Source organism: Citrobacter freundii complex sp. 2025EL-00176, assembly GCF_053309355.1.
Genome location: NZ_JBRYHT010000006.1, coordinates 45554 through 66324, shown reverse-complemented (window position 1 = coordinate 66324; position 20771 = coordinate 45554). Strand labels below are relative to the sequence as shown.

Sequence of the window (20771 nt, the reverse complement as noted above, 5' to 3'; positions counted from 1 at the left end):
CACGATGATTATCGAAGCTACGTTGATTGGCATACTTTGCTATCTCGGCGCCCTCAGCAGCCCCTGGCTGCTGGGACTGACTGGCGGCTGGTATCTGATCACCCGTCCGCTAATTTCTGGAATGTTGGTCGGGATTATCCTTGGCGACATTAAAACCGGGATCATGATTGGCGTCGCGGTTCAGGCGGTCTATATCGCGATGGTAACGCCCGGCGGCTCCATGCCGGCTGACCTCAACTTTGTTGCTTACCCAGCAATTGCTTTAGGGATCCTTTCGGGTAAAGGCCCCGAGGTCGCGGTCGCGCTGGCGGCAACCATCGGGATTGCCGGGACCATTTTATTTAACGCGATGATGGTACTGAACTCCTTCTGGAATCACCGGGCCGACGTGGCGCTGGAACGGGGCGATGAACGCGGCATTTACCTGAACAGCGCTATCTGGCCGCAGGTGACAAACTTTGTCCTGCGCTTTGTACCGACCTTTATTGCGGTCTACTTTGGGGCGCAGTACATCAGCGGTTTCATGGACAGTTTACCGAAAATTGTCCTGTCGACGATGAACGTACTGGGCGGCATTTTACCCGCCGTCGGGATCGCGATATTGCTTAAGCAGATCATCAAAAACTACACCATGCTGATCTACTTCCTCGTCGGTTTTGTCTGCATCGTCTTTTTAAAACTCAACATGGTCGCGCTGGTGATCGTCGGTTCGCTGTTGGCGTTGATCCATTACAACTACAAACCAGAACCGCCACAGACTACGCATGCAAAGTCGGTCGTTGATGATGAGGATGAATTCTGATGGAAGAACGTACACTTACGCGTAAAGATCTTCGCCGCTGCTGGCGCGCATGGATGATGCACAACTTGTCATCCATGAGCTTTGAACGTCTGGAATCTTTTGGCTTTTGCCTGAGTATGCTCCCGGTGGCGAAAAAGCTCTATCCCGACGCCGCCCAACGTACTGAAATGCTGCGCCGTCACGCCTCGTTTTATAATACGGAGCCGCAGATAGGCGCGATCGTAAATGGCATGGTGCTGGGGCTGGAAGAGAAAAAAGCGAACGGCGAGCCGATCGATGGGGAAACGATCAATACTCTGAAGGTTGGACTGATGGGCCCTATAGCCGGGATCGGCGATTCGATGATCCCGGGCATGCTGATCCCAATCCTGCTCAGTATCGGTATGGCCCTGGCGGCTGGCGGCAACATTCTGGGACCGCTGTTTTATACCGTCGCCTGGCTGGCAATCATTATTCCCGGCTCATGGTTTTTGTTCCTCAAAGGCTACAAAATGGGGTCCGGTTCGGTGGAAATGCTGGTGAGCAGCAAATCTGCCCGCCTGCGTGAAGCGTTATCACTGTTGGGGGTGTTTGTCATGGGTGGCGTAGCGGCGAGCTACGTTAAACTTGGCACCGGGCTGGAATTTATCACCAAGGATGGGGTAAATATTCATGTGCAACAGATGCTGGACGGAATCTTCCCGCAGCTATTGCCGCTGATTGTGGTATTGGGCACCTGGTATCTGATGGCCAAGCGTGGTGTGTCGCCAGTAAAAGCGATGATTTTACTGTTGATACTGGCCGCCCTGGGCGTCGCCACAGGCCTGTTTGCAGGGTAGTGTCTGTTATTTGCCGGATGGCGCATCCGCTTATCCGGCCTACTGTACTGTGCCGCGTTTTTCAGTTTGTAGACCAGGCAAAATCAGTACCGGGGCTATGGCCCCGGCTCTTTATGGATGGAAGTTTTGCCACAACTCTGCACATTTATCCGGGCGTGAGATAAATTGAAAGCGCGCCGGATCCTCGATGAATTGCTGGTACACAGGGGCGGAAGTAATCGAGAATTCCGTATATTGTCGGGGCGTAACGGCGTGTAATCTTCCGGGAATGTACCGCGAATTATGCTGCCAGATAACATGGTTGCCCTGCAATAACGGGTACCACGCCAACCCTTTATGCGCACGAACGGCCTCGTACTCAAAACCATATTCACGATCGCACCACGCGCCAAAAGTTAACGGTACATTCGGATCTGCGGATATGGTCGCATGCCCCCAACCAGGCGGAACCAGCACTTTTTCACCGGGTCCGGCAATAACAGCAAAACAACGCCCAGGGTCGTCCTCGACATACTCCTGCATATAGATTATCGCTTTTCCCTGCCAGATTTCGTAAAGCTCCGGCGGGGACCAGCCGCTGTGCTGGCTGATACGATGAATATGCCCCTGGCTACGCACCGGCTCTTCCCCCAGCCGTCCCGCTGCATAAGTCACCACGCCAAACAACAGCATCCGCTTTTTCAGCTCTTCGCGATCCTGCATGCGTGCCACATCCATCGCAATGGCATACACTTCTTCCGGCCCTTCACAATGCGGATCGCGCAGTGAGGCGCGAATATGATCGAGTCGGCGAATCTCCGGCATCGGCCCAGTGACGTCATCCCCATAGCTAAAGCCAAGCGGATGGTGATGCACTCTCATATCCAGGCCGTAAGAATGTGCTAAATCAGCCATTCTGTACCTCCTTCGCCTGAACCGTCTTATTTTCCTCAAAGACTCTTATTCTAAAGCCCCTCGTTAGCGCCGCATAATCATGGCCTGCAATTCCCGGCCATACGGCAAGCGCCGACAGAATCTCTTCCCCAGTATTGATTAACCGGTGTGCGGTAAAGCCGGGGATAATGTGGACGGATCCGGCGAATACCTTTTCCAGCCGCGCCTCGCCCTGTTCAGTTTGCAACAGCAGCAACCCTGTGCCACGCAGACCAAAATAGACCTCGCCCTGTTCGCGACGCGCATGGAAATGCCCACGGGTCATAAAATACTCGTCGCCGATCCGGCCAGGATAAAGATGGGTAACACCGGTGTAGAGTTCGCCTTCTGCGGGGGACGTATCCAGCATCTCAACGTCATATACGACCTGCTCGCCTGACAGCTGCTGGCGGGCCTTTTCATCGGCAAAAACGTCAGTAAGATCCTGAATGCGGGTGGATTTACGCAATAACGGGCCATCGGCTAATGCGCCGCTTGCCCACGCCACCTGCGGTGGCTGGATAAAAGAAAGGTTCATATGTGTCTCCGGCCCGAGGAGAACAACAGGATAAGATTAGCAGATTAATCGATTAACCTACTAATTCTGTCTGCATATTGCGGGCCGGATCACAGCCTCAAGGTGCCAGCGCCAACACCTCTGCCACCCACTGCTGGAACCCCTCAACGTCAAGATCCAGCGCAACCTGGGCATTTGCCGGATGTCCCAAATGCCCTTCAATATCCACCACCGTGGTACCCGAGGTATATTCCCCCTGAGTTTCCACCGCCACGAAGCACGACTGCAGGGTAAACAGTTCCGGGCGCACCAGCCAGGCAATAGCGCACAGATCGTGCATCCGCAGTCCTGTATTCATACTGCCGCTGCGGTAATGGCTAAATAGCGCGTGCAGCATTTTTCCCGTCTGGTTAAGCTGCGGCAAGGTCGCCAGATAGTCCGGGGCGAGCATGGCCTGATTAGTGACATCCAGCCCACACATCACGATCTCCAGCCCGCTCTGAAAAACTTTCGCTGCGGCCTCGGGATCGATAGCAATATTAAACTCGGCGTTTGGCGTAAAGTTCCCGCGCCCGGCTGAACCGCCCATAATCACCAGACGGTGAATATTGAATACACATTCAGGATAATGGGTCAGCAGCAGCGCAATGTTGGTCAGCGGGCCAATCGCCACCAGCGTCACGGGCTGCGGGGCATGCATCAATGCATCACGAATAGCCTGGAAGGCGGGTTTTGCCATCACCTGACGGTCGTGTTCAACAAATTCATACCCTTCCATACCGGACTCGCCGTGCACGGACGCGGCATCTCGCAGCGGCCGCACCAGCGGCATTGATGCCCCTTGCGCCAGCGGAATATCCGCATTCCAGAAGTGCAGCAACTGCAATGCATTACGGGTAGTTTTTTCCACCGAAACATTGCCTGCTACCGTGGTCATCAGTTGCAGATCCAGCTCAGGGGCAAACAGCGCGGCGGCAATAGCGGCGGCATCATCAATGCCGGGATCGGTATCAAGAATGATCGGTAAGCGCATGGTTTCTCCATAAAAAATGCCAGACGTTAAGTCTGGCATCTTCTCATAATCGTATCGTGAAAGACTTACTCTACTTCACGAACATCCACACGCAGCTCTTTAGGCACTTCAAAAACAATATTTTCTTCACGGCCTTCCAGTGGGATAGCTTCCCCACCGCCAAGCTCCTGCAGGCGAGCGATCACGTTTTGCACCAGGATATCCGGTGCCGAGGCTCCGGCCGTCACGCCCACACACTCAGCCTCTTTTACCCACGCTTCCTGGATATCGGTCGCATCGTCGATCAGATACGCCGCTTTCCCCATTCGCTGGGCCAGTTCAGCCAGACGGTTGGAGTTAGAGGAGTTTTTCGAGCCGACCACCAGCACCACATCAGCCTGTTCCGCCAGCGCGCGAACCGCTTCCTGACGGTTGGTGGTGGCATAACAGATATCGTCTTTGCGCGGCCCAACAATTTTCGGGAAACGTTGACGCAGCGCGTCAATGACGTCAGAGGTGTCGTCAACGGAGAGCGTGGTCTGCGTCATGAAGGATAATTTTCCTTCATTTTTCACATTCAGTTTCAGCACATCTTCTGGTGACTCAACCAGATACATCCCCCCTTGCGGGTTACTGTACTGGCCCATCGTGCCTTCGACTTCCGGGTGCCCGGCGTGACCAATCAGAATTGACTCTTCACCGCGACGGCTGGCGCGCGCCACTTCCATATGCACTTTGGTGACTAACGGACAGGTGGCGTCGAAAACCGTGAGGTCCCGGCCTTTAGCTTCGTTACGTACCGCCTGAGAGACGCCGTGGGCGGAGAAAATCAGGATCGCGCCGTCCGGCACTTCACTGATTTGCTCAATGAAAATAGCGCCGCGCTCGCGCAGGCTATCCACCACATAGCGGTTATGCACCACCTCATGACGGACATAAATCGGCGCGCCATAAATAGCCAGCGCGTTTTCTACAATGCTGATAGCGCGGTCTACGCCAGCGCAAAAACCGCGCGGGTTAGCCAACAGGATCTGCATTTTACGCCTCCAGTGCCGGTTCGACTTCCAGCACTTCAATATCAAAATGAACGGTATGCCCGGCCAGCGGATGGTTGAAATCAACCGTGATCGAGTCACCGTTGATTTCACGAATCACACCTGGCATCTCACTGCCGTCCATTGCGGTAAAGAGCATGATAGCGCCAATTTCTGGCTCGCCCGCGTCCATAAATTCCCGACGCGAGAAATACTGAATTAAGTCCGGGCTTGACACGCCAAAGGCGGCATCCGGCTCCAGAGCAAAAGTGGTTTTATCACCCTCTTTTAGCCCCAGCAGATGTTGTTCCAGTCCTTCAGACAGAGAACCATCGCCCAGGCGAAACAGCGCAGGCTTGCCGTTATTGCGGGTTGACTCTGCGGTGGAGCCATCGTCGAGCTTAAGGGTGAAGTGCACCAGCACCGCACTGTTACTCTGTACTGATTTAGACATGCAGGTTGCTCTTTAAAATTGCTGCCGCCTGTTTGCCCGGTGGCGCTACGCTTACCGGGCCAACAAGGTTCGCGATAGATTGTAGGCCGGATTAGCATAGCGCCATCCGGCATTTTTTTATGCGGCTTTTTTCTCTTTCGCCGGTAAGAAGCCTTCGAGAACAATCAAGGCCGCGCCAATACAGATTGCCGTATCAGCCAGGTTGAATGTCGCGAAATGCCAGTCGCCAACGTAAAAGTCAATCATATCAACCACGAAGCCATGCCACAGGCGATCGAACAGATTACCCAGCGCACCGCCAATGATTAACGCATACGCGATGTTGTTCAGCTTCTGCGTCGCCTTCGAGCGATACATCATCACCATCAGGATGACGCAGATACCAATAGCGATACCGGCAAAAAACCAACGTTGCCAGCCACCGCTGTCGGCTAAGAAGCTAAACGCCGCGCCATAGTTTCGCGCATAGTGCAGATTAAGCGACGGGAACAGCGATACCGTATCCCCCAGAGCAAAATTCTGGAGGATCAGATACTTGCTGCCTAAATCGATAATCAGCACGACTACCACCAGCCACAGCCAGCGTAGTCCTGTTGAACAAAGAGGCTTACTCATCAGGCAAACTTACGTTGTTCGCCATCACCGGCGATGTTGCTGACACAGCGTCCGCAGATATCTGCATGTTCCGCCACCTGGCCGACGTCGGTAGTGTAATGCCAGCAGCGCGGGCACTTCTCACCTTCGGCTTTGCTCAGTACGATTTTCAGACCTTTGAGCAGTTCGCTCTGCTGAGCATCAGCCGGCGCCGCGGCATAGTCCGCAACGCTCGCGCCAGAGGTCAGCAGGACAAAGCGCAGCTCTTCGCCGAGCGCGGTCAGTTTCGCCGCCAGTTCTGGTTCAGCGTACAGGGTGACTGCCGCTTCCAGAGAACCGCCGACTTTCTTATCCGCACGCGCCTGCTCGATAACTTTGTTCACTTCGCCGCGTACTTTCAGCAGCTCGTCCCAGAAGGTATCGTTCATCGCTTCGGTTTCACCTAAGCCAAACAGGCCTTCGTACCATTCACCGGTAAAGACGTATTTTTCACGATCGCCCGGCAGGTAACCCCAGATTTCATCCGCGGTAAAGGACATGATCGGCGCCATCCAGCGAACCAGCGCTTCTGCAATATGGAACAGCGCAGTCTGGCAACTACGACGCGCCACGCTGTCCGCTTTCGCGGTGTACTGGCGGTCTTTGATGATGTCGAGGTAGAACGAACCCATTTCGACGGAGCAGAAACGCATCAGGCGCTGTACCACTTCGTGGAAGTCATAGGCTTCGTAAGCTTTCAGGATCTCTTCCTGGGCCGCTTGCGCACAGCCAACAGCCCACCTGTCCAGCACCACCATCTCTTCCGGTTTCACCATGTCTTTTACCGGATCGAACCCGTTCAGGTTCGCCAGCAGGAAGCGCGCGGTGTTACGGATACGACGATAGCTGTCGGCTGCACGTTTCAGGATTTCGTCAGAAACGGCCATTTCACCAGTATAGTCGGTAGACGCGACCCACAGACGCAGAATATCCGCGCCCAGTTTGTTCATTACGTCCTGCGGAGAAACGGTGTTGCCGATAGACTTGGACATCTTACGGCCCTGACCATCAACGGTGAAACCGTGAGTCAGTACCTGGCGATAAGGTGCTTTGCCTTTCATGGCGGTGGAGATCATCAGAGATGACATGAACCAGCCGCGATGTTGGTCAGAGCCTTCCAGATACATATCCGCTGCGTGACCGGCAAATTCAGGACGCACATCCACGACGGATGAGTGGGTGGAACCAGAGTCAAACCATACGTCCAGCGTATCCGGGACTTTGACATACTGGTCAGCTTCGTCGCCGAGGATATCTTTCGGATCGAGATCCCACCACGCCTGGATACCGTCAATTTCAACGCGTTTAGCCACTTCTTCCATCAGTTCGATAGCGCGCGGATGTAGCTCTTCGGTGTCTTTGTGAACGAACAGAGACATCGGCACCCCCCACGTACGCTGACGGGAGATACACCAGTCAGGACGGTTAGCCACCATGGATTCAATACGCGCCTGGCCCCAGTCAGGGATCCACTGCACGCCTTTGATCTCTTTCAGGGACTGCGCGCGCAGTCCTTTCTGATCCATGCTTACGAACCACTGCGGGGTCGCACGGAAGATGATCGGCGTTTTGTGACGCCAGCAGCACGGATAGCTATGCTGCATCTTCTCGACGTGCAGCAACGCGCCTTTTTCGCTCAGCAGAGCGACAACAATATCGTTGGCTTTAAAGACGTTCACACCGTCCAGGGTCGGGTAGGTTCCCGCCAGGTAAGCGCCATCCGGACCCACCGGGTTCGCCACTTCCAGACCGTATTTTTGACCGATGACATAGTCGTCCGGGCCGTGGCCAGGCGCGGTATGTACCGCCCCGGTACCCGCATCCAGCGTAACGTGATCGCCCAAAATCGCCGGCACGTCAAAGCCCATAAACGGATGGGTAAAGCGCAACAGTTCCAGCTCAGCGCCTTTAACGGTGCCCAGAATGGTGTAGTCAGCCGCGCCAATACGCTGCATGACGCTTTCAACCAGATCTTTCGCCAGAATCACGGCCTGGCCGTCGATCTGCACCAGCGCATAGTCAAAATCAGGCGCCAGGGAGATCGCGCGGTTCGCCGGCAACGTCCACGGGGTGGTGGTCCAGATAACCAGGGAGATTGGGCCGTTGACGTCAGAAACGCCAAATTTCGCTTTCACCGCGTCCTGATCGGCCGCCGCGAAAGCGACGTCGATGGACGGGGAGGTTTTGTCATAATACTCAACTTCCGCTTCCGCCAGCGCGGAACGGCAGTCAACGCACCAGTGCACCGGCTTCGCGCCTTTATGCAGGTGACCGTTGCCGATGATTTTACCCAGCGCGCGAATGATGTTGGCTTCGGTTTTGAAGTCCATGGTCAGGTACGGATGTGACCAGTCGCCCAGCACGCCAAGACGGATAAAGTCTTTACGCTGACCGTCAACCTGCGTAGCAGCGTATTCACGGCATTTAGCGCGAAACTCAGCGGCGGTGAACTTCTCGCCCGGTTTGCCATATTCCTGCTCTACTTTCAGCTCGATCGGCAGACCGTGGCAATCCCAGCCCGGAACGTAAGGCGAGTCATAGCCCGTGAGTCCTTTGGACTTCACGATAATGTCTTTCAGAATCTTGTTAACCGAGTGACCAATATGAATACTGCCATTCGCATAAGGAGGGCCATCATGCAGAATGAAGGTTTTTTTGCCTTTTTTGGCCGCACGAATGATGCCGTACAGGTCATCATCAGTCCAACGCGCCAGCATTCCCGGTTCGCGCTTGGCGAGATCGCCGCGCATCGGGAACCCTGTTTCCGGCAAATTCAGGGTTGATTTATAGTCACTCATCAGATTCTCGGTTCCGTATTTAAAACTCGTATAGGCATTAAGCCGGTTTTGTTAGCCCAAAAAAATCGCGGGCAGTCAACTCATCACGCGCAATCTGCGCTTTTAGTTCATCCAGCGAGGCAAATCGCTGCTCGCTGCGAATTTTTTTACGCAGCACTACATCTATATGGCGACCATAGAGGTCCATTACAACGTCCAGTAGATGCACTTCCAACTGCTGGCGTACGCCGGCTACCGTCGGGCGGGTGCCGATGTTGGCAACGCCGGGAAAAGGTTTGTCACCCAGCCCCATCACTTCAACCGCATAAACCCCTTTCACCGGAGAAACCTGGCGACGAAGCGGTAAGTTTGCCGTCGGAAAACCAATGGTGCGTCCTAACTCGTCACCATGTACCACCCGTCCTGAGATGGTAAAAGGGTGCCCAAGCAGGCTTTCGGCCAACTGCAGGTTATCTTCAGCCAGCGCCTGACGGACCGCGGTGCTGCTAATACGCACACCGCCTTCACAGAAGGTCTGGGTGCTGGTGATATCAAAGCCATACTCAGCGCCCGCTTCCTGTAATAACAAGAAATCGCCCGCACGGCTAGCGCCAAAGCGGAAATCATCGCCAACGGCGAGAAATTGTACACCAAGGCGCTTAACCAGCAGATCGCTGATAAAAGTCTGCGCCGTTAATGCCGCGAAGCGCCTGTCAAAACGCACACACAGTACGTAATCTACGCCACACTCCGCCAGATAACGCAGTTTTTCGCGCAGGCGGGTGAGTCGCGCAGGTGACTTGTCCGTGGCGAACAATTCCAGCGGCTGTGGCTCGAAAATCATCACCATTACCGGTAAATTGCGTTTGCGTCCTTCTTCCTGTAAGCCCTGCAACAACGCCCGGTGGCCGCGGTGCACACCGTCGAAATTACCAATAGTCAGCACACACCCATGCGGGGCCTGACTGAGATTATGTATGCCTCGTATCAGCTTCATGTCTGGCTCAAAACAGTGAAAATCGTGAAAGTATACCCTGTACCGCGGTCAAGGTTAACCGGCGATTGTTTCTCCGAAACAGAAAGAGGATGGTTTTCATTGTTATGAAGCAAATTGATGCCCTTCACGGGCAAGCCAATGCAATTTTTCTCATGGAAAGGCTGTATTCACGGCACGCAAGCTGGTAGAATCCTGCGCCATCACTACGCAACGAGTGCTGCAATTTAAACGGCGCTTATTTGCACAAATCCATTGACAAAAGAAGGCTAAAAGGGCATATTCCTCGGCCTTTGAATTGTCCATATAGAACACATTTGGGAGTTGGACCTTGGCTAATATCAAATCAGCTAAGAAGCGCGCCGTTCAGTCTGAAAAGGCCCGCAAGCACAACGCTAGCCGTCGCTCTATGATGCGTACTTTCATCAAGAAAGTATACGCAGCTATCGAAGCTGGCGACAAAGCTACTGCACTGAAAGCATTTAACGAAATGCAACCACTCGTGGACCGTCAGGCTGCTAAAGGTCTGATCCACAAAAACAAAGCTGCACGTCATAAAGCAAACCTGACTGCACAGATCAACAAACTGGCTTAATCGCCTGCTTGTTGTCGCTTTGTGAAAAAACCCGCGCAAGCGGGTTTTTTTATGTCTGTCGTTCAGGCCCACACTTTCTCCACTGCGGCCTGCTATCGCACCTTTCGTGCACTATGCTTGTTTAATCCCCTGTCCACCCACATCGCCATCAGGCAGATGAAAGTTGTTTTCTTTCACTGTTTACTTTTTTTTATTTCATTACTGTCGAAATTGTGACCGCCATAGCAAATAATATCATTGCTCAACAAAAAACGAATAAACGCAATCCTGATGTGAGATTTGATAATTGATCGCCACGCCGGGGTTAACTACTTTTCATAAAACGTCTTTATCCTTATTTTACCTAAAGGTTAATTTCCCCGGACAATAAAAAATAACGACAACCCTACTGCTTAGAAAGTAAAAGCTGTTTTTCTGGGCGTATCGCACCAATATCGGAGTTATCATTATGAGTTCTGTTATTGAGGATACCCAGTCTTGCGGGTCAACATCATTATCTTTACTACAGCGAATTAGCTACGGTTCTTTAGATGTAGCGGGAAATCTGCTGTACTGTTTCGGTTCAACATACATTCTATATTTCTATACAGACGTTGCCGGTATCAGCCTCGCCGTAGCGGGTGTCATCCTGCTGTTGGCGCGTATTGTTGATGGCATAGATGCTCCAATCTGGGGGATCATCATCGACAAGACCCGTTCACGCTACGGTAAATGCCGTCCCTGGTTTTTATGGTTACCGCTGCCTTTTGCCGTATTCAGCGCGCTTTCATTTTGGTCTCCTGATATCAGCATGACCGGAAAAGCCATATATGCAGCAATATCCTACATGATAGCCAGTATTTTATTTACCGGACTTAACACCCCGCTCAGTGCAATATTGCCCTTAATGACCCTGTCCCCCAAGGAACGTCTGGTCTTAAATTCCTGGAGAATGACCGGCGGGCAAATAGGGGTTTTATTAATGAACGCGACCGCCTTACCGTTAGTCGCTTTTTTAGGTAACGGTGATGACCATGCAGGTTTTATTTATACGGCAATTACATTTGCCATTATATCTTGCGCGCTAACGCTCTTTGCGTTTAAAAACATTCGTGAAATGGATGCGGATAAAATACAGCAAGAGCCAAGATTGCCGATGAAAAAAAGTTTCGCGGCCATGAAAGGCAACTGGCCGTGGATCCTGATGGTGCTGGCTAATCTGATCTTCTGGGTAGCGCTTCAACAGCGCTCAACGACCATTGTCTATTATCTGACCTACAACCTGGATCGCAAAGATCTGGTCCCGCTAATCAACAGCCTGGCGACGATTCAGATCCTGTTTATCATCGCCATCCCTTTCTTTAGCAAATATCTTTCTAAAACCTGGATCTGGATCGGCGGTCTGCTGGTCGCTACGTTTGGCGGTGTGATGATGTGGCTGGCTGCGGATAACATTCCAATGCTGATTGCCGCCTGGGTTCTGGGCAATATCGGTAGCGGTATCGCCTGCTCAATGCCCTTCGCCATGCTCGGATTCGCCGTCGACTTTGGCGCATGGAAGACGGGTGTCAAAGCTACCGGCATTCTTATCGCCTTTGGCAGCACCTTCTGCATCAAAATGGGCAGTGGTCTCGGTACCGCTTTTGCCGCCTGGATCATGAACAGTTTTGGCTACGTCCCTAACCATGCGCAGAGCGCTACAGGCCTGGAAGGGATAACCTGGGCTTTTATCTGGGCGCCCGCCCTCCTCTTCACGCTCGCAGCAATCCCCCTGCTTTTCTTCCGTAAATATGAAGCCATGGAAGACGAGGTTCGCCGCGATCTGGAAACGATCAATCACTAACGTTCTTATCTTTACCAGCCAAATATGGGAGAAACCACCATGCCATTTTTGCAACAAGACCCGCATCGTCTGGTCTGGCAGCAAAACGATCGCTATTTATGGATTGAACCCTGGGGCGAGAACAGCCTGCGCGTGCGTAGCGGCCGTCATCTGCCGGTTATGAGAAATGAAGACTGGGCGCTAACGGAGCCAGTGGCGGAGAGCGCCTGCCATATCGTCTATGACCAAAAGCAAGCCACGCTGACTAACGGAAAGATTATCGCTATCGTCAATCAAAAGGGCCAAATCAGCTTTTACCGCCATCCCCATAAATGTTTACTACAGGAGTTCTGGCGTCTGCGGGGAGAAATCGGCGAGGACGAATCTTCACACGGCCAGTACGTCAGCGCACTTAACCTTGAGGGGCGCGAATTTCGCCCTATTCAGGGTGGAAAATATGCGATTAAAGCCCGTTTCGAAGCCGCCGAAGACGAAAAAATTTATGGCATGGGCCAGTATCAGCAAGCCAATCTGGACCTCAAAGGGTGCGTGCTTGAGCTGGCACAGCGTAATTCCCAAGCCTCAGTACCTTTTATGCTCTCCAGCCTCGGCTATGGTTTTTTATGGAACAACCCGGCCGTAGGCCGCGTAACCTTCGCCCACAACGTTACCGAATGGGAAGCTCAGGTCAGCGAACAACTGGACTACTGGATCACCGCAGGGGATACGCCAGCGGAAATCAGCCAGGCTTACGCGCTCGCGACCGGCACGCCGCCGATGATGCCGGATTACGCCATGGGTTTCTGGCAGTGCAAACTCCGTTATCGTACCCAGGAAGAACTGCTGGCGGTCGCCCGCGAGTATAAACAGCGCAATCTGCCCATTTCGGTTATCGTTATCGACTTCTTCCACTGGCCGAATCAAGGTGACTGGATGTTCGACCCGCGCGACTGGCCCGATCCCGACGCCATGATCGCCGAACTGAAATCACTGGGTATCGAACTGATGGTGTCCGTCTGGCCAACGGTAGACAACCGCACCGAAAGCTATCGGGAGATGCGTGAAAACGGCTGGCTGGTACAAACGGAACGCGGATTGCCAATCAATATGGATTTCCTCGGGAATACCACTTTCTTTGATGCCACCCATCCGGGCGCGCGCGACTATGTCTGGGGCAAAGCCAAGCGCAATTATTACGATAAAGGCGTGAAGTTATTCTGGTTAGATGAAGCCGAGCCTGAATTCAGCGTTTACGACTACGACAACTATCGCTACCACGCCGGTCCGGTACTGGAAGTGGGCAATATCTACCCGCGAATGTATGCCAAAACCTTTTTTGACGGCATGAAAGCCGATGGCGAAGACAAGGTTATCAATCTGTTGCGCTGCGCCTGGGCGGGGAGTCAGAAATATGGCGCGCTGGTGTGGTCAGGTGATATTCACTCTTCGTTTCGATCGCTGCGCAATCAGTTTGCCGCCGGACTCAATATGGGGATTGCGGGTATCCCGTGGTGGACAACGGATATTGGCGGTTTTCATGGTGGTAATATTCACGATCCACGCTTTCATGAACTGCTGATCCGCTGGTTCCAGTGGGGCGTCTTTAGCCCGGTTATGCGCCTGCACGGCAATCGAGATCCGCAAATTTTACCCGAACAACCGTATCGGGACGGTATTGCGCAATGCCCGACCGGAGCGCCGAATGAAGTCTGGAGCTATGGCGAAGACGTTTACGATATATTGACGGGTTGCCTGACCTTACGTGAAAAGCTGAAGCCCTATATCAAGGCGCTGATGGCAGAAACGCATGAACGCAATGCGCCGGTGATGCGCACCCTGTTTTTTGAATTTCCTGAGCAGACAAAAAGCTGGGAGATCGCCGACCAGTACTGTTTTGGTCCCGATCTGCTGATTGCTCCGGTGATGCATGAGGGCATGCGCGAGCGTGATGTCTGGCTACCGGAAGGGGAAAAGTGGACAGATCTTGCGACCGGTGAAAGCTATTCAGGAGGGCAGACGCTGCATTACGCTACGCCATTGGACAGAATTCCGGTGTTTATCCGCGAAGGTGGACAGTACCGTAGCCTACTGAGTTTATAGAATGATTCCGGCTGCGGTAATTGCCCGCAGCCGGAAGTCTTACCGTGTTGATGTCTATTGCAGCTTAAATAATGCCGAGTAGTCCGCATTACAAATACGCTGTACCGCCGGATGCTGGATCATCCTTTCCGCAAATATAGCGTGGTACTCCTCCATCACATTCTCCACGCGCCCAATCTCAACAATCGAATCATCGGCATAGAAGTTGTTCGAATAGAGCGTTGGGGCAACGAAAATAGCGTTATGCGTTGCACCAAACGCTTTCATCAATGCGGCGTCATCAAACTCGCCGAGGATTTCAACGTTCAAGCCTTGTGAGTTAATCCAGTTCAACAGCTTACGCCCGAGCATCGAGCGACGTCCTGGGATTAGCAATCGACGCTCTTCCAGGCAGGCCGGAAACGGTTTCTCAGGCAAAGGCTGCGTGCACCAAAAACTCACGCCGCATTCGCCTATGCGCACCGAGAACAGTCCTTCCTGTTGCGTAGAATCGATCGGACAGTCAGAGATAATCATATCCAGCTTATGCTGGCTGAGCTGATCCAGCAGCATCTCGTGCGTTGATTCAAAACAACGCAGATGGATTTGTTCATCTTCCACCACCGCGGCATCCAACACACGGCTGACCAGCTGTTTGGATAGCGCATCCGCCACGCCGACATCAAACAGCAAATTAGACTCTTTGCGGTAGTTCACGATATCCAGCATTTCCTGGCTTAACGTGAACATTTTATCCGCATAACGAAAGACTAATTCGCCTAACTCACTTGGCTCCAGCCCACGCCCCTTCCGCTTGAACAATTTTCCCTGTAAGCGTTCTTCAAGCGCTTTGATCTGCCCGGTAATGGTTTGTGGTGTCAGATAAAGCGCTTCTGCTGCACCAACCACCGAACCTTCTTTATAGACATGCCAAAAGTAATACAGGTGGTTGTAATTTATATGAGACATACTCTCTCCCTGAAAATTGTCACGAAAGGGTTACCTGTCAGGCGGATGCGTTTAACCGGGTGCGTAACCAGCAGTAACCAATTACCGCCGACAGCAAGGAGCCAATCAAAATCCCCAGTTTCGCCCAGTTAATCAGCTCAGGATCGACGTTCCCAAACGCCAGGCTGGCGATGAAAATCGACATCGTAAAGCCAATGCCGCACAGAATCCCGACCGCCATGATCTGCTGGAAATTCGTTCCTTCAGGTAATTGCGCCAGCTTTAAGCGTAACGCCAGCCAGCAAAACAGGCTGATACCCAGCGGTTTACCGATCAACAGACCTGCAATAATCCCCAGCGGTAATACGGAGGTCAGCCCATCAATGGTGACACCCTGCAGTGAAACGCCCGCGTTAGCGAAGGCAAACAGCGGCAGGATCAGGTATGCCACCCACGGATGTAAAACATGCTCCAGACGCTTTGCCGGTGAGCGTCCATGTTTTTCCTTTAACGGAATGAAGAAACCGACGATCACGCCAGCCAGCGTCGCATGCACGCCGGACTTCAGTACCGCAGTCCACAGCACCACGCCCACCAGAATATAAATCCCGGTACGTCTCACGCCACACAGATTCAATGCCGCCAAGACGAGAATGGCACATGCGGCAACGCCCAGCGACAGCAGTGAGAGATCGCTGGTGTAGAACAGCGCGATGATCACGATAGCGCCAAGATCATCGATAATCGCCAGCGCCATGAGGAAGATTTTCAGCGCCAACGGGACACGACTGCCCAACAGTGCCAGCACGCCTAATGCAAAAGCGATATCTGTTGCAGCCGGGATCGCCCACCCTTCACGCGTGATAGGGTCAGCATAGTTAAATGCCAGATACAGCAGCGCAGGGACAATCATCCCCCCGATAGCGGCGATGATCGGAAAGGCCGCCTGACGCAGACTGGCCAGCGAGCCTTGCATTAACTCGCGCTTCACCTCCAGACCAATCAACAGGAAGAACACCGCCATCAACGCGTCGTTGATCCACAGCAGCATATTTTTGTTGATCTCAAGCGCGCCAACCCGCAGTTGCACAGGCGTTTCCAGAAAGGCGTGGTACCATCCACTGGTAATCCCGATATTTGCCATCAACATAGCGACGACGGCTGCGATGATCAGGATGATGCCCCCCGAGGCATCACTACTAAAAAAACGATGCAGATGTTTCACTTTTATTCTCTCTATTGGGTGAATACTTCGTAAATACTATATTACACCCTCAAAAAGCTCGTTAAAATTAGATTATTCATGTTGAATGATTCGGTTTTTACGATCCAATAAAGTAAAGTCGATAAAGATTTTCCGAACGGAAAACAGAAATAAAAAAGCCTGAAACATTTCAGTCCCAGGCTTTTAATCGAAGATTTCTGAGTCGAGAATTAGCGCGTCAGATCGTCAAAGAACTTCTTCACACCGTCGAAGAAGCTTTTCGAACGCGGGCTGTTGTTTTCGCCGGTAGGACCGCCGAAGCTTTCCTGCAGATCTTTCAGCAACTGCTTCTGCTTGTCGTTCAGACCAACCGGGGTTTCAACAACTACACGGCACAGCAGATCGCCCTGAGCGCCACCGCGAACCGACTTCACACCTTTCCCGCGCATGCGGAACAGTTTGCCGGTCTGCGTTTCGCCCGGAATTTTTAACTTCACGCGACCGTCCAGCGTCGGGACTTCAATCTCGCCGCCCAGCGCTGCCATTGAGAAGTTGATCGGCACTTCACAGTACAGGTTGTTACCTTCACGCTCAAAGATGGCGTGCTGTTTCACCTGCACCTGAACGTACAGATCTCCTGCTGGTGCGCCATGCTCACCGGCTTCACCTTCGCCAGACAGACGAATACGATCGCCGGTGTCAACGCCTGCCGGGATTTTAACGGACAGCGTTTTGCTTTTCTCAACGCGACCATGACCGTGACATTTGTTGCACGGATCTTTAATCAGCGTACCGCGCCCCTGACAATGTGGACAGGTCTGCTGTACGGCAAAAAAGCCCTGACGCATCTGCACCTGGCCGGAACCGTGACAGGTTGGACAGGTTTGCGGCTGAGTGCCCGCCTTGGCGCCGCTGCCGTGGCAGACGTCACACTCTTCCAGCGTCGGAATACGGATCTCTTTGGTGACGCCACGCACGGCTTCTTCCAGAGTGAGATCCATGTTGTAACGTAAATCAGCACCACGTGAGGCGCGCTGACGACCACGACCGCCGCCAAAGATATCGCCAAACACGTCACCAAAGATATCGCTGAAGTCAGCCCCGCCGCCAAAACCGCCGCCGCCGCCCATACCACCTTGCTCAAACGCAGCATGACCGTATTGATCGTAAGCCGCGCGTTTTTGCGCATCGGTCAGGATCTCGTAGGCTTCTTTGATCTCTTTAAACTTGGCTTCGGCCTCTTTATCACCCTGGTTACGGTCCGGGTGATATTTCATGGCCAGGCGCTTGTAGGCCTTTTTGATTTCACGCTCTTCCGCTGATTTGGAAACGCCTAAAATCTCGTAATAGTCTTGCTTAGCCATCTCTTTTTATCTGCCCCTAACATGCGTGCACGGGCGGAGAGGAAACCTCTTCGCCCGTGCCAGTAATTACCCGTTCAAAGGGCGATTATTTTTTGTCTTTCACTTCTTCAAACTCAGCGTCGACAACGTCGTCATCTTTCGCGTTGTTTGCAGAAGCATCAGCGCCTGCTGCACCAGCTTGCTGCTGTGCGTGCTGCTGCTGAGCGATTTCCATCAGTTTCTGGGAAACCTGTGCCAGCGCCTGCATTTTCGCTTCAATATCCGCTTTGTCTTCGCCTTTCAGAGAAGTTTCCAGCGCGGTCAGTGCAGACTCGATGGCAGTTTTGTCGTCAGCCGGCAGTTGGTCGCCTGCTTCTTCAACCTGCTTGCGAGTGCTGTGCAGCAGATGGTCGCCCTGGTTACGGGTCTGAACCAGCTCTTCAAACTTACGGTCAGATTCTGCGTTCGCTTCTGCTTCGCGAACCATTTTCTGGATTTCTTCTTCGTTCAGACCAGAAGAAGCCTTGATGGTGATCTTCTGCTCTTTACCGCTGTTTTTATCTTTCGCGGAAACGTGCAGGATACCGTCGGCATCAATATCGAAGGTAACTTCGATCTGCGGCATGCCGCGCGGAGCCGGGCTGATACCATCCAGGTTAAACTGACCCAGGTCTTTGTTATCGGCAGCACGTTTACGTTCACCCTGCAGCACGTGGATGGTTACCGCAGACTGGTTGTCTTCAGCGGTAGAGAACACCTGGCTGTGCTTAGTCGGGATGGTCGTGTTTTTCGCGATCAGTGGCGTCATCACGCCGCCCATGGTTTCGATACCCAGAGACAGCGGGGTAACGTCCAGCAGCAGTACGTCTTTCACATCACCAGTCAATACACCACCCTGAACGGCAGCACCGATTGCCACGGCTTCGTCCGGGTTAACGTCTTTACGCGGCTCTTTACCGAAGAATTCAGCAACTTTCTTCTGGACCATCGGCATACGCGTCTGACCACCAACGAGAATAACGTCGTTGATATCAGAAACAGACAGGCCGGCGTCCTGCAGAGCAACTTTCAGCGGCTCGATAGAACGGTTAACCAGGTCTTCAACCAGGCTTTCCAGTTTCGCACGGGTCACTTTGATGTTCATGTGTTTCGGACCAGTCGCGTCTGCAGTGATGTACGGCAGGTTCACGTCGGTCTGCTGAGCGGAAGACAGCTCGATCTTCGCTTTCTCAGCGGCTTCTTTCAGACGCTGCATCGCCAGCGGGTCATTACGCAGGTCGATACCCTGATCTTTCTTAAACTCGTCAACCAGGTAGTTGATCATACGGCTGTCGAAGTCTTCACCACCCAGGTGGGTATCACCGTTGGTTGCCAGAACTTCGAAGGTTTTTTCGCCGTCAACTTCGTCGATTTCGATAATAGAGATATCGAAAGTACCACCACCGAGGTCATAAACCGCGATAGTACGGTTGCCGACTTCTTTGTCCAGGCCGTAAGCCAGCGCAGCTGCGGTTGGTTCGTTGATGATACGTTTTACTTCCAGACCAGCGATACGACCGGCGTCTTTGGTTGCCTGACGCTGAGCATCGTTAAAGTATGCAGGCACGGTGATAACCGCTTCAGTTACCGGTTCACCCAGGTAATCTTCAGCCGTTTTCTTCATTTTCTTCAGCACTTCTGCAGAGATCTGCGGCGGTGCCATTTTCTGACCTTTTACGTCAATCCATGCATCACCGTTGTCAGCACCGATGATTTTGTACGGCATGATGGCTTCATCACGCTGCACTTCTTCGTCCTGGAAGCGGCGGCCAATCAGGCGTTTAATCGCAAACAGGGTGTTTTGCGGGTTTGTCACTGCCTGACGTTTAGCCGGCTGACCAACCAGAGTTTCACCATCCTGGGTATAAGCAATGATAGAAGGCGTGGTGCGATCGCCCTCGGCGTTCTCCAGCACACGTGCAGTAGTGCCATCCATAATCGCTACACAAGAGTTGGTAGTACCCAGGTCGATACCAATAATTTTACCCATCTAAACGTCTCCACTAAAAATTCGGTCATCATGTGGTTGTGAATCTGTAATAAGGGCGAAACGTGCGGTTTCAACTACCCTGAATCGTTTTTTTTCAGACTCACCACTGCGGTTGACTACTAAGTGGGGTCGTAACCCACTTCATCAAGGGGGGCATGAAAAATTTTTTTAGCGCAGAAGCAATAAATTTGCCGAAAAAAGGCACAAAACCACAAAAAATGAATAATCGCCGATCAAAATTAATTCATAAAACCAATTAATAAAGCACTGTTATTCACATAAAAATTGTAATAAAAAGAAAAGATTACGCGAATGAATCGTTTTTCTGTCGGCGGTAAAATAGTGCAAATCCTCACACTTTTGCAGCCGTCAAAGAGAAATTCCATGAAATCCGTTTTAACCCTTTCCGCCAGCCTGCTTATGGGCCTGCTGCTGAGCAGCGCCGCGCACGCTAACGATCATAAAGTTCTGGGGATGATTGCTATGCCCCGCAACGCAACTAACGATCTCACGCTCAAAATCCCGGTTTGTCGGGTGGTAAAGCGTATTCAGCTCACCGCCGATCGAGGCGATATTAACCTTAACGGCGCATCCGTTTACTTCAAAGCTGCGCGCACTTCCAGCCAAAGCCTGAATGTCCCGTCATCCATTAAAGAGGGGCAAACCACCAATTGGATCAACATTAATAGCGACAACGACAACAAACGCTGCGTATCCAAAATCACCTTTTCAGGCCAGTCGGTAAACTCTTCTGACATGGCGACGCTTAAAGTCATCGGCGACGACTAATTCCACCCTTTTATTCAGAAGCCATAGAAA

General features: G+C 52.5%; 18 protein-coding genes and 1 pseudogene. 6 read left to right on the top strand and 13 right to left on the bottom strand.

What is annotated here, in order from left to right:
- The first annotated feature begins 4 nt into the window (after window positions 1-4).
- Window positions 5-802 carry a PTS mannose/fructose/sorbose/N-acetylgalactosamine transporter subunit IIC gene (locus ACVXHP_RS13675; RefSeq protein WP_042312436.1) on the top strand — a complete coding sequence of 266 codons (798 nt, stop codon included), beginning with the start codon at window positions 5-7 and terminating at the stop codon, window positions 800-802.
- Window positions 802-1620, top strand: coding sequence for a PTS system mannose/fructose/sorbose family transporter subunit IID (locus ACVXHP_RS13670; RefSeq protein WP_016151643.1), 819 nt, complete (start codon window positions 802-804; stop codon window positions 1618-1620). Before ACVXHP_RS13675 ends, ACVXHP_RS13670 begins: the two co-directional genes overlap by 1 nt.
- Before the next feature lie 111 nt (window positions 1621-1731).
- Here ACVXHP_RS13670 and ACVXHP_RS13665 read toward each other — a convergent pair whose 3' ends face one another.
- The 9 genes and pseudogenes from ACVXHP_RS13665 to ACVXHP_RS13625 all read right to left on the bottom strand — a co-directional run bounded on the left by ACVXHP_RS13665 (window position 1732) and on the right by ACVXHP_RS13625 (window position 10179).
- Entirely contained in the window at window positions 1732-2514 is a 783-nt protein-coding gene (locus ACVXHP_RS13665; protein ID WP_316130553.1) for a glucose-6-phosphate isomerase family protein, read from the bottom strand.
- Window positions 2507-3070, bottom strand: a complete 564-nt coding sequence (locus ACVXHP_RS13660) for a glucose-6-phosphate isomerase family protein (protein WP_447571645.1) — start codon at window positions 3068-3070, stop codon at window positions 2507-2509. Before ACVXHP_RS13660 ends, ACVXHP_RS13665 begins: the two co-directional genes overlap by 8 nt.
- 97 nt (window positions 3071-3167) lie before the next feature.
- Window positions 3168-4082 (bottom strand): ribonucleoside hydrolase RihC, encoded by a 915-nt coding sequence (gene rihC / locus ACVXHP_RS13655; RefSeq protein WP_447571644.1) that lies wholly within the window; start codon window positions 4080-4082, stop codon window positions 3168-3170.
- A 65-nt stretch (window positions 4083-4147) separates the two neighbouring features.
- Complete coding sequence (gene ispH / locus ACVXHP_RS13650; RefSeq protein ID WP_200008539.1) at window positions 4148-5098, bottom strand: 4-hydroxy-3-methylbut-2-enyl diphosphate reductase; 951 nt, start codon at window positions 5096-5098, stop codon at window positions 4148-4150.
- A 1-nt stretch (window position 5099) separates the two neighbouring features.
- A complete protein-coding gene (gene fkpB, locus ACVXHP_RS13645) occupies window positions 5100-5549 on the bottom strand; it encodes an FKBP-type peptidyl-prolyl cis-trans isomerase (protein ID WP_003018929.1) in 450 nt (149 codons plus the stop codon).
- 117 nt (window positions 5550-5666) lie between these two features.
- Window positions 5667-6164, bottom strand: a complete 498-nt coding sequence (gene lspA / locus ACVXHP_RS13640) for a signal peptidase II (protein WP_204561654.1) — start codon at window positions 6162-6164, stop codon at window positions 5667-5669.
- Entirely contained in the window at window positions 6164-8980 is a 2817-nt protein-coding gene (gene ileS / locus ACVXHP_RS13635) for an isoleucine--tRNA ligase (protein WP_447571643.1), read from the bottom strand. The genes lspA and ileS overlap by 1 nt, the downstream gene beginning before the upstream one ends.
- A 37-nt stretch (window positions 8981-9017) precedes the next feature.
- Window positions 9018-9956, bottom strand: a complete 939-nt coding sequence (ribF, locus tag ACVXHP_RS13630; protein ID WP_200008533.1) for a bifunctional riboflavin kinase/FAD synthetase — start codon at window positions 9954-9956, stop codon at window positions 9018-9020.
- Between the two features lie 7 nt (window positions 9957-9963).
- Window positions 9964-10179 (bottom strand): annotated as a pseudogene (locus ACVXHP_RS13625) (DUF2575 domain-containing protein).
- Window positions 10180-10284: 105 nt separating this feature from the next.
- On the opposite strand from ACVXHP_RS13625, the gene rpsT reads away from it, so the two are divergent.
- The 3 genes from rpsT (at window position 10285) to ACVXHP_RS13610 (ending at window position 14449) form a co-directional block, all read left to right on the top strand.
- The gene (gene rpsT, locus ACVXHP_RS13620; protein ID WP_038637070.1) at window positions 10285-10548 is read left to right on the top strand and encodes a 30S ribosomal protein S20; all 264 of its coding nucleotides are present in this window, start codon (window positions 10285-10287) and stop codon (window positions 10546-10548) included.
- 448 nt (window positions 10549-10996) lie between these two features.
- The gene (locus tag ACVXHP_RS13615; protein ID WP_447571642.1) at window positions 10997-12370 is read left to right on the top strand and encodes an MFS transporter; all 1374 of its coding nucleotides are present in this window, start codon (window positions 10997-10999) and stop codon (window positions 12368-12370) included.
- Window positions 12371-12409: 39 nt separating this feature from the next.
- Window positions 12410-14449, top strand: coding sequence for a glycoside hydrolase family 31 protein (locus tag ACVXHP_RS13610; protein WP_200008529.1), 2040 nt, complete (start codon window positions 12410-12412; stop codon window positions 14447-14449).
- A gap of 54 nt (window positions 14450-14503) precedes the next feature.
- Here ACVXHP_RS13610 and nhaR read toward each other — a convergent pair whose 3' ends face one another.
- From nhaR to dnaK, 4 genes are all read right to left on the bottom strand, one after another.
- A complete protein-coding gene (gene nhaR, locus ACVXHP_RS13605; protein WP_006686630.1) occupies window positions 14504-15397 on the bottom strand; it encodes a transcriptional activator NhaR in 894 nt (297 codons plus the stop codon).
- Window positions 15398-15434: 37 nt separating this feature from the next.
- Window positions 15435-16601 (bottom strand): Na+/H+ antiporter NhaA, encoded by a 1167-nt coding sequence (gene nhaA / locus ACVXHP_RS13600; RefSeq protein WP_042312462.1) that lies wholly within the window; start codon window positions 16599-16601, stop codon window positions 15435-15437.
- A 209-nt stretch (window positions 16602-16810) separates the two neighbouring features.
- Window positions 16811-17944, bottom strand: coding sequence for a molecular chaperone DnaJ (gene dnaJ / locus ACVXHP_RS13595; protein WP_201442871.1), 1134 nt, complete (start codon window positions 17942-17944; stop codon window positions 16811-16813).
- Between the two features lie 85 nt (window positions 17945-18029).
- Window positions 18030-19952 carry a molecular chaperone DnaK gene (dnaK, locus tag ACVXHP_RS13590; RefSeq protein ID WP_042312465.1) on the bottom strand — a complete coding sequence of 641 codons (1923 nt, stop codon included), beginning with the start codon at window positions 19950-19952 and terminating at the stop codon, window positions 18030-18032.
- Window positions 19953-20336: 384 nt separating this feature from the next.
- Between dnaK and ACVXHP_RS13585 the strand changes: the two genes are divergently transcribed.
- Window positions 20337-20741 (top strand): DUF2541 family protein, encoded by a 405-nt coding sequence (locus ACVXHP_RS13585; RefSeq protein WP_042312469.1) that lies wholly within the window; start codon window positions 20337-20339, stop codon window positions 20739-20741.
- Window positions 20742-20771: the final 30 nt, after the last annotated feature.

What these genes read in the sequence shown, in the direction of transcription:
- nhaR (WP_006686630.1), bottom strand. Translation starts at nt 15,397, where the DNA reads ATGTCTCATATAAATTACAACCACCTGTATTACTTTTGGCATGTCTAT.
- ACVXHP_RS13610 (WP_200008529.1), top strand. Translation starts at nt 12,410, where the DNA reads ATGCCATTTTTGCAACAAGACCCGCATCGTCTGGTCTGGCAGCAAAAC.
- ACVXHP_RS13665 (WP_316130553.1), bottom strand. Translation starts at nt 2,514, where the DNA reads ATGGCTGATTTAGCACATTCTTACGGCCTGGATATGAGAGTGCATCAC.
- lspA (WP_204561654.1), bottom strand. Translation starts at nt 6,164, where the DNA reads ATGAGTAAGCCTCTTTGTTCAACAGGACTACGCTGGCTGTGGCTGGTG.
- ACVXHP_RS13670 (WP_016151643.1), top strand. Translation starts at nt 802, where the DNA reads ATGGAAGAACGTACACTTACGCGTAAAGATCTTCGCCGCTGCTGGCGC.
- ACVXHP_RS13585 (WP_042312469.1), top strand. Translation starts at nt 20,337, where the DNA reads ATGAAATCCGTTTTAACCCTTTCCGCCAGCCTGCTTATGGGCCTGCTG.
- fkpB (WP_003018929.1), bottom strand. Translation starts at nt 5,549, where the DNA reads ATGTCTAAATCAGTACAGAGTAACAGTGCGGTGCTGGTGCACTTCACC.
- ACVXHP_RS13675 (WP_042312436.1), top strand. Translation starts at nt 5, where the DNA reads ATGATTATCGAAGCTACGTTGATTGGCATACTTTGCTATCTCGGCGCC.
- ACVXHP_RS13615 (WP_447571642.1), top strand. Translation starts at nt 10,997, where the DNA reads ATGAGTTCTGTTATTGAGGATACCCAGTCTTGCGGGTCAACATCATTA.
- dnaK (WP_042312465.1), bottom strand. Translation starts at nt 19,952, where the DNA reads ATGGGTAAAATTATTGGTATCGACCTGGGTACTACCAACTCTTGTGTA.
- rihC (WP_447571644.1), bottom strand. Translation starts at nt 4,082, where the DNA reads ATGCGCTTACCGATCATTCTTGATACCGATCCCGGCATTGATGATGCC.
- ACVXHP_RS13660 (WP_447571645.1), bottom strand. Translation starts at nt 3,070, where the DNA reads ATGAACCTTTCTTTTATCCAGCCACCGCAGGTGGCGTGGGCAAGCGGC.
- ileS (WP_447571643.1), bottom strand. Translation starts at nt 8,980, where the DNA reads ATGAGTGACTATAAATCAACCCTGAATTTGCCGGAAACAGGGTTCCCG.
- dnaJ (WP_201442871.1), bottom strand. Translation starts at nt 17,944, where the DNA reads ATGGCTAAGCAAGACTATTACGAGATTTTAGGCGTTTCCAAATCAGCG.
- ribF (WP_200008533.1), bottom strand. Translation starts at nt 9,956, where the DNA reads ATGAAGCTGATACGAGGCATACATAATCTCAGTCAGGCCCCGCATGGG.
- ispH (WP_200008539.1), bottom strand. Translation starts at nt 5,098, where the DNA reads ATGCAGATCCTGTTGGCTAACCCGCGCGGTTTTTGCGCTGGCGTAGAC.